This is a genomic window from Halorubrum sp. CBA1125 (assembly GCF_009742825.1).
In the GTDB taxonomy this organism is placed as follows: Archaea; Halobacteriota; Halobacteria; order Halobacteriales; family Haloferacaceae; genus Halorubrum.
In genome coordinates, this window is record NZ_WPCE01000101.1 from 1 (window position 1) to 10,839 (window position 10,839).

9 protein-coding genes and 3 pseudogenes are annotated in these 10,839 nt (G+C 70.6%); 6 read left to right on the plus strand and 6 right to left on the minus strand.

Annotated elements, in window-relative coordinates; translation table 11 throughout:
• Positions 1-158: 158 nt before the first annotated feature.
• Positions 159-964 (minus strand): annotated as a pseudogene (locus GJ633_RS10080) (alpha/beta fold hydrolase).
• 14 nt (positions 965-978) lie between these two features.
• Positions 979-3,755: pseudogene (alaS, locus tag GJ633_RS10085) on the minus strand (alanine--tRNA ligase).
• A 181-nt stretch (positions 3,756-3,936) separates the two neighbouring features.
• Here alaS and srp19 point away from each other — a divergent pair.
• Positions 3,937-4,216 (plus strand): annotated as a pseudogene (gene srp19, locus GJ633_RS10090) (signal recognition particle subunit SRP19).
• Positions 4,217-4,218: 2 nt separating this feature from the next.
• Positions 4,219-4,449, plus strand: coding sequence for an H/ACA ribonucleoprotein complex subunit GAR1 (locus GJ633_RS10095; protein ID WP_156588728.1), 231 nt, complete (start codon positions 4,219-4,221; stop codon positions 4,447-4,449).
• Positions 4,450-4,480: 31 nt separating this feature from the next.
• On the opposite strand, the gene GJ633_RS10100 is transcribed toward GJ633_RS10095, so the two are convergent.
• Complete coding sequence (locus tag GJ633_RS10100) at positions 4,481-4,777, minus strand: hypothetical protein (protein WP_321169011.1); 297 nt, start codon at positions 4,775-4,777, stop codon at positions 4,481-4,483.
• A 132-nt stretch (positions 4,778-4,909) separates the two neighbouring features.
• On the opposite strand from GJ633_RS10100, the gene GJ633_RS10105 reads away from it, so the two are divergent.
• The gene (locus tag GJ633_RS10105) at positions 4,910-5,737 is read left to right on the plus strand and encodes a YkgJ family cysteine cluster protein (RefSeq protein ID WP_156588729.1); all 828 of its coding nucleotides are present in this window, start codon (positions 4,910-4,912) and stop codon (positions 5,735-5,737) included.
• A 38-nt stretch (positions 5,738-5,775) separates the two neighbouring features.
• Here GJ633_RS10105 and GJ633_RS10110 read toward each other — a convergent pair whose 3' ends face one another.
• Both GJ633_RS10110 and GJ633_RS10115 read right to left on the minus strand, forming a co-directional pair.
• Positions 5,776-6,681, minus strand: a complete 906-nt coding sequence (locus tag GJ633_RS10110) for a dihydrodipicolinate synthase family protein (protein WP_156588730.1) — start codon at positions 6,679-6,681, stop codon at positions 5,776-5,778.
• Positions 6,682-6,886: 205 nt separating this feature from the next.
• Positions 6,887-7,984: a polymer-forming cytoskeletal protein gene (locus tag GJ633_RS10115; RefSeq protein WP_156588731.1), complete on the minus strand. Its 1,098-nt coding sequence runs from the start codon at positions 7,982-7,984 to the stop codon at positions 6,887-6,889.
• A 138-nt stretch (positions 7,985-8,122) separates the two neighbouring features.
• Between GJ633_RS10115 and GJ633_RS10120 the strand changes: the two genes are divergently transcribed.
• Entirely contained in the window at positions 8,123-8,536 is a 414-nt protein-coding gene (locus tag GJ633_RS10120; RefSeq protein WP_156588732.1) for a TRAM domain-containing protein, read from the plus strand.
• On the opposite strand, the gene GJ633_RS10125 is transcribed toward GJ633_RS10120, so the two are convergent.
• Positions 8,537-9,277: a methyltransferase domain-containing protein gene (locus GJ633_RS10125; RefSeq protein ID WP_321169012.1), complete on the minus strand. Its 741-nt coding sequence runs from the start codon at positions 9,275-9,277 to the stop codon at positions 8,537-8,539.
• A gap of 234 nt (positions 9,278-9,511) precedes the next feature.
• On the opposite strand from GJ633_RS10125, the gene GJ633_RS10130 reads away from it, so the two are divergent.
• Both GJ633_RS10130 and GJ633_RS10135 read left to right on the plus strand, forming a co-directional pair.
• Positions 9,512-9,784 (plus strand): helix-turn-helix domain-containing protein, encoded by a 273-nt coding sequence (locus GJ633_RS10130; protein ID WP_156588733.1) that lies wholly within the window; start codon positions 9,512-9,514, stop codon positions 9,782-9,784.
• An 84-nt stretch (positions 9,785-9,868) separates the two neighbouring features.
• Positions 9,869-10,839: glycosyltransferase family 2 protein (locus tag GJ633_RS10135; protein WP_394351148.1), on the plus strand; the 971-nt coding region annotated here is incomplete at its 3' end.

Below are 10,839 nucleotides of genomic sequence, written 5' to 3' on the forward strand. Positions count from 1 at the left end.
CTCCCGGCGGAAGTTACGCCGGGTGTGATCGCTGCCGTGAGAGGCGTCCAGCAGGGCGAACCGAAGTCGGGTCACAGTAGGACAAGACCCGACGGGGGCAAAAACGGTTGCGGCGGCGCGGTGCGCTGCCGGGACCTCGGAGCCCCCGCGACGCCGCCTCACTCGAGGGCTGACCCGGCGGCGTGCTCGGCGAGCACCCGGCGAGCAGGTCGTTGACGGCGGCCGACGCCTCGACGCCAACGAGGTGTTTCGCCCCGTCGATCGGGTGGAACTCGCCGCGCGGGAGCCCCTCGGCCAGCGTCTCGCCGGCCGACCGCGGACAGGCCGCGTCGGCGTCGCCGTGGACGACGAGCGTCGGCGTCGTCAGCTCGTGGAGCCGATCCGCGACGTCGAACGCCGCGACGGCCGCCCGGTGGGCGGCGAACGTCTCGCGGTCGGCGTCCTCGCCCAGCCGCCACTCGACGATCCGCTCGAGGGCGTCGGGGTGTCGCTCGCGGAACGACTCCGAGAGCAACCCGGTCAGCGACCCCTCCACTGCGGCCGGCTCCGCGGGGTCGGCCCACACGCCCTCGGGGTTGTACGCGTCCCCGGACGGCGGCGTCCCGACGACGGTGAGGCTCGCCGGCCGCGAGGCGGCGAGCCCGTACGCGAGCGCCACCATGCCGCCGAGCCCGTAGCCGACGAGGTGGGCCCGACGGATCCCCTCCGCGGCGCAGACGGCGTCGACGTCGCGGGCCAACTCCGCGACGGTGTAGGGTCCCGGCGGGGCGTCGGAGCACCCGACGCCGCGGGTCTCCGGGGTGATCACCGTGTGCGGGCCCGCGAGCGCCGCGTGCTGCCAGCCGAACTGCCACGCCCCGAGCCCGACGTCGCCGCAGAACACGACCGCCTCGTCCGGGTCGCCGGCGTCGGCCGCGTCGACCTCGTACCGGATCGAGACGCCGGCGTTGTCCGCGCGCGGCATGGCTGGCGACGGGTTCAGGCCTCCTGGACGCTGCGCAACACGTCGGGCGCCGCCGCCAGCGCGTCGTCGAGGGCGTCGACATCGGGGCCGCCACCCTGCGCGAAGTCCGGCGGGCCGCCGCCGCCGCCGCCGACGCGATGGCGAGCTCGGCGACGACCTGCCCGGCGTTGAGATCGATCCCGTCGGGGACGCCGACGACGAAGCTCGCGGAGCCGCCGGCACCGCTGCCGACGACCGCCACCTTCCCGTCCTCGACGTGGGCGTTCGCGGTCGCGCGCAGCTCGTCGCGTCGGCGTCGAGCCGCTGGATCACCGCCGTCGTCCCGCCGACGTCGATCTCCTCGCGTCGGCGCCGCCGGCGGCGCGGGCGGCCGCGAGCTCCTCTTTGAGCGACTCGATCTCCTTGCCGCGCGCCTTCCACTCCTCGAAGAACCGCTCGGCCGTCTCCGGCACGTCGAGCGGGTCCACGTCGAGCACCTCGGCGGCGTCCGAGAGCGCGTCCTCCGTGCGCTGTGTCGCCTCGATCGCGGCGGCGCCCGCGGCGAAGACGATCCGCTCGACGCCGTCCTGGACCGGCTCCGTCTTCAGCACCTTCACGGCGCCGATCTCGCCGGTCCGGTTCACGTGGGTGCCGGCGCACGCCTGCACGTCGCGTCGCCGACGTGGATGAGCCGGACGTTCGTCCCCGGCGGGACGCCGCCCTGATAGAGGTCGAAGCCGTGCTCCGCCTCGGCCTCGTTGCGGTCGGGCCACTCCTGGCGGACCGAGACGTCGTTCCGGACCAGCTCGTTGGCGACGCGCTCGATCGCTTTGACCTGCTCGCGGGTGATCCGCTCGTAGTGGCGCACGTCGAGCCGCGAGGAGTCGAGCCCCTTCTGGGCGCCCGCCTGCCGGACGTGCTCGCCGAGCACCTCGCGGGCGGCGTGGCCGATCAGGTGCGTGGCGGTGTGGTGGACCCGCAGTCGCTCGCGCCGCTCGCCGTCGACCTGCCCGCGGACGAACTCGCCCTTTCCGGGGTCGGCGTCGGCGCGGTGGAGGACGACGCCGTCGACCTCCTGGACGTCGCCCACGTCGACCGTGGTCTCGCCGACCGTGAGCTGTCCCCTGTCCGCCGGCTGTCCCCCGCCCTCGGGGTAGAACATGGTCTGGTCCAACACGACGTCGTACCCCTCGTCGGCCTCGAAGACGTCGAGGACGACCGCCTCGAACTCCGTGCGTCCCTGGTCGTCGTAGAACAGCTTCTCGGTCTCCGGGAGGTCGGCGAGCCGCTCGTCGCGCTCGTCGGCCGCGTCGTCGCCGTCTCCCTCCTCGTGGCGGTCGGCGACGAGCGCGTAGAAGTCGTCCGGGACGTCGACGGTCGCCCCCCGGTCCGCGGCGATCTCCGCGACCATGTCGGGCTGGATCCCGTGGGAGTCGTACAGTTCGAGCAGCTCCTCGGTCGGGATCGGCTCGTCGGTGCCGGCGTACTCGTCGGCGAGGGCCTCGACCTTGCGGGAGCCGCGTTCCAGCGTCTTGCGGTACTTCCGCTCCTCGGTGCGGACGATCTCGCGGAGCGTGTCGCGGTTCTCGTAGCCGAGCCGCTCGGCCTGCATGTCGACCAGCTCGTCGAGCGGGGCGTCGACGCCGACCTCGTCGACGAGCCGCTTCGTCCGCCGGAGCACCATCCGCGCGAGGTAGCCGGTGCCCACGTTCGAGGGAACGATCCCGTCGCCGAACATGTACGCGAGCGTCCGGGAGTGGTCGGCGATCGCGTAGATCGCCTCCAGCGGTTCAACGAGTTCGCGCAGGCGGTCGACCTCGACGTCGAGCCGGTCGGCGATCTCGCCGCGGGCGTCCTCCACGTCGTCGACGTCGTCGATGTCGAGCCGGCCGGCGAGCTTCGCGGCGCGGTGGACGATCGCCTGCTCTTCCTCGGTGTGCTCGATGCCGGCGTTCTGCTTCAGGAAGTCGATCGCGTCCGGGTAGACGGCCTCGTAGACGGTCGCAGTCCCCTGGCTCATCCACGTCCACCGCTCTAACCCGTACCCGGTGTCGACGATGTACGTGTCCATGAACGAGTACGTGTTCCCGTCTTTCATCTCGTACTCGCCGTCGGGGTCCCGCTCCATGCACATGAAGACGAGCGTCGCCAGCTCCGCGCCCTTGTAGATGACCTCGATCGCGGGGCCGGCGTTGCCGCCGCCGACCCAGGGGTCCTCGATGTAGGTGATCTCCTCCAGATCCGCCCCGAGGCTCTCGAACAGCTCGTCGCAGTACTCGACGGTCTCGTCTTTCCAGTACACCTCGCCGTGGTAGGCGTACTCGCCCTCGTCGACCTCCTCGCGCGTGTTGAACGCGTGGTGGGCCATCATCTCGAACGCCATCGTGTGTCGGCCCGTCTTTCCCACGTTGTCGATGTCCTGCATCCGGATGCAGGGCTGTGAGATGGCGAGCGGGTTCGCCGGCGGCGGCGTCTGCCCGGAGGTGACGAGCGGCTGGAAGTCGTATATCGACGCCTGCGTCAGGAGCACGTCGTCGCGCCAGCGGTTCGCCGCGACCGGGTACGGGTCGATCCGCTCGTGGCCGCGCTCCTCGAAGAAGGAGAGGAACGCCTCCCGCATCTCCGAGAGCGAGTGCGGCTCCGGAAACCCCGGGTCGTCGATGAAGCTGTAGTCCTCACACGGCGGCTCGCCACAGAGCTCTCGCTCGTGGTCGCGGGTCCAGAAGTGCGCGCCACAGGAGGGACACTCCTTGCGCTCGAACCCCTCTTCCTCGAAGTAGTCGAGACGGTACTCCGCTTCGAGATCGCTCATTACAGCAACGTGTCCCGTGTTCCTCCAAAAGGGTTCCGGGGTGGGTTCCGGCCCTAGAACCGTCCAGGGTCGGCAGACCGCGTCCGCAGTCGACGGGCGGTGCGATCGGCACGCCACGGCGACGGCGGTCGGGGGCGCAAGCCGGTCCGAAACGGCCTTACCCCGGCGCCGCTGTGCCGGTATGGTCGAGAACGTCGTCTACCCCGCCTACTTCGACGCCGCGCTGTCGCGCTCAGAGGGACGGCGCGTCCCGATGGACCTCGCGGTCGAAGAACCGACCGTCGACGAGATCGCGAAGGCGGTCCAGCAGGTCGGCTACGACGCGGCGATCGAACGCGACGCGACGTATTCCCGCGAGTTCGAGCCACGGGGGGGCGGTCGTCGTGCGGGGCACCGAGGACACGGCGAAAAACGATCTCGTGCAGGCGATCGCCGCCTACATCGGCGTCATTCGGGAGTGACGATGCGGCGCGTCGGTACCGTCGTCCGCACGGCCGGCGGGCTCGCGATCGCCCGCGCCGACCCCGGCGAGGAACCACCCCAGATCGGGGCGACTGTCGTCGACGAATCCCTCGACACCGTCGGCCGCGTCGTGGACGTCTTCGGACCGGTCGACCGTCCGTACGTCGCGGTCACGCCGAGCGACGACGCCGGGATCGCGACGCTCGTCGGCGGGAAGTTGTACGCGCGCTGACGGAGCGATTCACTCCACCGCCTCACGACGGTCACCCCACGGTCGGCTCGCCGTCGTCCGCCACGATGTCGAAGTCCTCGACGGTCTTCGTCGTGCGGGCGATCCGCTCGGCGACGAGCAGCTTCTCCGTCCGGCCGAGCCGATCCCAGTCGAGTTCGGCCGGCGGAGACGCCTCGAACTGCTCGAACTGCTCGAATACCGTCCCGTTGACGAACCGCTCGAAGGAGCCGCAGTTCGGACAGGTCACGGAGAGGTGAGCGGTGTCGAACGTCCGGGTGACGGTGTGATCGAGACAGGACAGACAGCGGTAGGTTCGCGATCTGGTCACGGTCCCTCTCGGTGCCGGACGCGCTAATACCTGTGGCTCCTCTGTGGGCCCGACGGGTCGATCGGGTGCCGCACCGACCGGGCGAGGACGGGAACGGACGACGTTTTACCCGGGGACGCCGAACCGGGGACCATGGAATCGCTCGAAGCCGAACTCGCGCGAGCCCGCGAACTCGACGTCGGCGACCTCGCCGACGCGATCGAGTCCGTCGGCTTCGAGTGTACCCGCTGTGGCGGCTGCTGTACGGGGTACGCCCCCGACGAACCGGGCGGCGCCCCGGCCGGAGCGGACGGCGACGGAGACGCCGACCGCAACCGCCACGACGCCGGCGACGGGAGTCACGACGTCGACGACGACTGCCACGACGCGGGAGCGGCGAGCGGGAACGGTGACCGCGAGCCCCACACGGCGACCGTCTTCCCGGACGAGGTGCGCGCGGTCGCCGAGGCCGCCGAGGAGCGGTTCGGCGAGGCGTACGACTGGCGCGACGTGGCCCGACCGATGCCGTTCGGGCTCGACAAGGGCGAGGACGGCGAACCGGTCGGCGAGACGTTCGAGTGGGCGCTCGCGACCGACGACTGCGGCGACTGCGTCTTCTACGCGGAGACCGACGGACAGGGGGCGTGTACGGTCCACGACGCGCGACCGCTCATCTGTCAGACGTACCCGTTCAGCGTCGCGCTCGACGGGACGAGCCAGCCGATGGGCGAGGCGGTCGAAACGGAGGGGATCGTCCGGGTCCACGAGTGCGAGGGCGTCGGCCGTGACATCGACCGGGAGGACGCCGAGGCGCTGGCGGCGGCGCTGAAAGAGCGGGCGGTCCGCGAGCTGGAGGAGGCGATCGGCGTCAGAGAGGGGTACGATCCGACCGCGGCCGAGCGCGCCGACGGCGACGTCGTCGTCTTCGACTCGGAGGGGGCGAAGAACGCGGACGGCACGCCGGTCGACGGTGGTCGTTGAACCGACTCGACCCGATCCGGAATCGGCCGGAGATAGCCTCACACGGCGTCGAGCGCCGCGTCGACGTCGGCGACGATCGCCTCGCGCGCGTCCTCGTCGGGAACCGTGAGCGGCGGCCGAACGGCCGGGTCGGGGATGAACCCGCGATGGGCGGCGGCGACCTTCGTCGCGGACGCGAAGCCGTGGTCGGCACACCGGGCGAAAAGCGGCGCGATCCCCCGTCGGTGAAGCGTCAGCGCGCGGTCGTCGTCGCCCGCGCGGATCGCCTCGGCGAGCGCGAGGAACACCTCGGGGAGTGCCTGTGAGAGCGCGTTGACCCCGCCGTCGATGCCGAGGCTGAAACTCGGATAGAGGTGGGCGTCGATACCCTGGAAGACGGTGAAGGAGTCGGGGGTGACCCGGAGGGTCGTGTCGAGCGCGTTGAGGTCGTCGTCCGTGTGCTTCAGCCCGACGATCGACTCGTGTTCGGCCGCGTCGGCGATGACACCGGGATCGATTGACTCGCCGACGGTCGTCGGGATGTCGTAGAGGAATATCGGGAGGGGGGCGTCGTCGGCGACGGCCTCCAGGAACGCCCACTGGCCGTCCGGGGCGGTCGAGGTGTGGTAGTACGGGAGCGTGACGAGCCCCGCGTCGGCGCCGACCTCCTCGGCGAACGCGAGCCGCTCGCGCGTGTCGGGGACGGTCGTGTCCGCCGCGCCCGCGATCACGGGAACGCGCCCGTCGGCCGCGTCGACGACCGTCTCGACGACGGTCCGGTACTCCGCGTCGGTGAGGCTGGCGAACTCGCCGGTCGTCCCGCAGGGGACCACCCCGTCGAGGCCGGCGTCGACGAGCGCCGCGACGTGGCTCGCGAGCGCGTCGGCGTCGACGTCGCCGTCGGCGTCGAACGGCGTCACGATCGGCGGCGAGACGGCGGCGTCAGGAAACTCCAGGCCGGTCATACGCGTCGTTCGGAGGGCCGCGAGAAAGCCCTTGGTCCCGTGGCGGCGGTTGCCGGAAGCGGGAGCGGCGGGGATCGACAGCGACGGGGATCGACAGCGGGAGCGGCGGAGACCGACAGTGGGGAATCGGTGGGAGGGAAGTGATTGGAACGGTCAGTGAACAGAGAAACGGTCAGTGAATATCAGAGACGCGGTAGAGCCGCAGTCAGCCGATCTCGACCGCGTCGCCCTCGGAGGGGCTCACGTCGTCTCGCCCCTGGTACCGGTCTCGGAGTCCGAGGGCGAGCGCGCCGACCCCGAGCAGCAGGACCAGCAGGTCGACGAGCCCGCCGATCCACGGGATCAGTCCGATCGCGGCGACGCCCACGACGCCGATCAGGAGCGCGGCCCACCGGTTCGGCCTGTCGAGCCGGTCGAGGACCCACGACCCGAGGGCGTACCGACCGTACACGGAGCCGACCCAGAGCGCGACGACGTAAGCCGCGATCCCGACGAGCGCGAGCGGGATTCCGACGATCGTGATCGCCACGAGGACGAGGAGTATCGGCGTCGCGATCAGCGCGAGGAGTCCGACACCGCCGCTGACGACGGGTCCCTCGCCGACGCGCTCGGCGACGCCGCGCGAGAACCGAGGGAACGCGAGCAGGAGGACGCCGCCCAGCGCGAGGTTGACGGCGACGCCGTACGCGGACCCGATCCACGAGGGCACGAGGTCGCTGCCGAACGCGACCCCCGTCTCGCCGCTGAGGCTGGTGTCCTCCACCACGCCGCCGGCGACGGTCGCGTCCGGGCTCTCGGTGAACGAGTCGGCGTCGTACCGGAACTCGCCGCCGACGTCCGCGTTCGGTCCGAGAACGACCGAGTCGGCGGCCGCGCGGACGTCCCCGCCGACCGCGCCGTCGACGCGGACCGAGCCCGCACCGACGTCGAGCGAGCCGTCGATTCGCCCCGTCTCCGTCAGTTCGAAGGCGCCGGCACCGACCTCGGCGTTCCCGCCGATCGCGCCGTCGACGAAGACGGTCCCGGCGGCGACCTGGACGTCCCCATCGACCCGACCCGATTCGGCGATCTGGATCGACCCGGCCGCGCCGGAGATGTCGCCGGCGACGGTTCCGCGGACGACGATCGTCCCGGCCGCGGCGTCGATGCCGTCGACCGTCTCCCCCTCGTCGACGACGATCGCGCCGGAGGCGCCCTGGATCGACTGGGCCGTCGCGAGTCCCGTCGCGAGCGGCGAGAGGAGGGCAACGACAGCGAGGACGACGGAGATACGACGACGAACGGTGGTTCCCGAGGAGTTCATACGTCGAGGATCGGTGTCGAAGTACATATGTTTATTTGTCAACCAAAATTCGGACATCCGGGGCTGCGACGGGGGATCTGAGCCCGTGTCGGCGGTACAACTATACTGGTTCGTCTCCACGTTTCGCTGGAGTCTACTATGGAGATCTCAGAGAAGCTCCTCTGTCTGTTCAGCACCGACGTTCGCGAGGAGGACGGCGAGTACGTCGTGGAGGTTCCGCGACGCGAGGTGGAGACCGGCTCGCTGGAGCCGGGCGAGACGTACCGCGTGGCGCTCATCGCCCGGTCCGAATCCGACGGGGTCGCGGCGACGGACGACGGGGACGTCTCGACCTCGCGCGTCGACGACGGCCCGCAGCCCCCCGTCGAGCCCGGCGAGATGCGGTACGTCGAGATCGAAGACCTCGGGAAGCAGGGCGACGGTATCGCCCGCGTCGAGCGGGGGTACGTGATCATCGTCCCCGACACGGAGGTCGGTGAGCGGGTGAAAATCGAGGTGACCGAAGTGAAGTCGAACTTCGCGGTCGGCGAGGTCGTCGACGAGGACGTCTGATCAGGCGCTGCCGTCCGTCTCCGTCTCGGCGTCGGGAACGCGAGCGTCCCAGTACGAGACCGACGCCACGTAATCGCCGGGGACCGTCGCCCCGACGAGACGGTCGAGAGCGCGGAACGGCTTCGCGACCGGACCGGGAAGCTCGCGGTAGAACCCGTACGGCAACACGAAGTCGTGCTCCTCGCCGGCGAGCGTCATCCCGGCCTCGGCGAGCATGGCGGCGACCTGTCGCTCGGAGTAGAGCCGGGACCCCATGGGAAGCAGCCACGTGTACAGCGTCCGCAGGCTGCGGCTGTTGAAGGTGTCGAAGAACACCTGGTCGGCGCTGACCCGACACAGCTCCCGCACGAACGGCACCGGGTCGTCCATCAGGTGGAAAAAGCGCATCGCGACGACCGAGTCGAAGTGGCCGTCCGGAAACGGGAGCCGCGAGGCGTCGCCGCGGACGAACTCGACCGAGTCGTCGAGGTCGACATCGGCGGCCTTCGCGCGCCCCTGTTCGAGCATTTCCCTGGAGATGTCGATCCCGACGATGTCCGCGCCACGGCTCGCGAGCATCGTCGTGAACCGGCCGGTACCGCAGGCGACCTCGAGCACACGCTGGCCGTCGTCGATGGGGCCGATCGCCGAGAGTACCGCCTCTTTCTCGCGCCGGTCGATGAGTTTTCCGCCGCCCGAGAACCGCACGTCCTCGTACGCCTCGGCGACCTCGTCGGCCTGATACCAGTCCTGTCCCTTCACGATGTGCGTACTGTACGCCCGACCGACAAAACCGTACTGGATGCGGACGCTCAGCCGAACTGGAGGCGGACGATCGAGGGGCCGACCTGCCGTCGCCGCGACGACGACCACCGTGTTGGCGACGCGCGTGTCTCTCCGTGCCACGGAGAGAGATATTAAGACATTATATTGTCCCAATTGGATTCCCCTATATGTAGCCAACCTTTACCAGTAGTCCGAGTGTGAACACGCTATATGAGTACCAGTCCAGCGGAGACCGCCGACCAGGAACGCCTCTCTGAGAGCGAGTATCGCGACCGCCTGCGCGAGTTGCCACCCAGCGCCAAGCTGGTCGCGAAAGTACTGGAAGGCGACGCGCCGCTCTCGCAGGGCGGCCTCGCCGAGGAGTCGCTGCTCCCCGACCGGACCGTCAGGTACGCCCTGAATCGGCTCGAAGAGGAGGGGCTGGTGGACTCCCGCTACAGCTTCAAGGACGCCCGCAAGCAGGTCTACTACCTGACCGTCTGAGCGGCAGACGCTCCGTCCGACCCCCCGACGGTCGCGTCGCCGCACGGAGTCATTTATTAATCCCTGGCACCGATAGCGGCGTGTATGGACCTCTCGGTGGTCGTTCCGACCCTCAACGGCCGGGACAGGCTGGCCGCCTGCCTGGACGCGTTGGCGAGCCACGCCCCCGACGCCGAGGTGGTCGTCGCCAACGGCCCCTCCGCCGACGGCACCACCGGGATGGTGCGCGACCGCGACGACGTCGACGTGCTGGTCGAGATCTCCGACAGAACCGTCAACGTCGCCCGCAACGCGGGGATCGAGGTCGCCTCCGGGGACGCGGTCGCGCTCGTCGACTACGACAACCGGATCGGCGCGTCGTGGTTCGAGGGGGTGAAAGCCGGGCTCGCCGACGCCGACGTCGTCACCGGACCGGTCGAGCTGGCCGTTGACGACGTCGGTGAGGACCCCGCGACCGGCGACGCTGCGCCCGACGATATCGGAACCGACGATATCGAGACCGACGACCCCTCCGATACCGAAGCCGCCGACGTCGGCCCCGAGCGTGGCCGGATAGCGGGACGCGACGTGACGTACTTCGAAGGGGGGAACGTCGCGTTCCGGCGGGAAGCGCTCCGGGACCTCGACGGCTTCGACGAGTACCTCCGTGAGGGCGGAGCCCGCGACGCCGCCCACAGGCTCGCGCGCGTCGACAGGGAGGTGGCGTGGCGGGCGGACGTGACGGTCACGAAAGCCCGTCCGGCGCCGGCGGCGGCCGACGGCGGCCGGAGCGCCCGGGAGTGGGGCTGGAAGTACCGCGGCCTCGCGTACCGGCTCGTGAAAAACTACGGGGTCCGTCCGACCGTCGCCGCCCGCATCGGGTCGCACGCGCTCGGGGACGCCGTCGGCGCCGCCGTCGACGTCGTCCGCGGCGAGTCGACGCCCTCCCGCTGGGTCGCCACCGGCCGCGACGTCGTCTTGGGGCTCACCGGCGGTAGCTCGGACGGCCTCGTGGCCCGCGCCCGCGACCGGAGCCCGGCCCGGAACCGAACGGCCTCTCGAAGCGCGCCGACCGC

Coding starts and splice junctions, on each gene's coding strand:
- GJ633_RS10095 (WP_156588728.1), top strand. CDS start 4,219: ATGCGGCGCGTCGGTACCGTCGTCCGCACGGCCGGCGGGCTCGCGATC.
- GJ633_RS10115 (WP_156588731.1), bottom strand. CDS start 7,984: ATGAACTCCTCGGGAACCACCGTTCGTCGTCGTATCTCCGTCGTCCTC.
- GJ633_RS10130 (WP_156588733.1), top strand. CDS start 9,512: ATGAGTACCAGTCCAGCGGAGACCGCCGACCAGGAACGCCTCTCTGAG.
- GJ633_RS10120 (WP_156588732.1), top strand. CDS start 8,123: ATGGAGATCTCAGAGAAGCTCCTCTGTCTGTTCAGCACCGACGTTCGC.
- GJ633_RS10110 (WP_156588730.1), bottom strand. CDS start 6,681: ATGACCGGCCTGGAGTTTCCTGACGCCGCCGTCTCGCCGCCGATCGTG.
- GJ633_RS10105 (WP_156588729.1), top strand. CDS start 4,910: ATGGAATCGCTCGAAGCCGAACTCGCGCGAGCCCGCGAACTCGACGTC.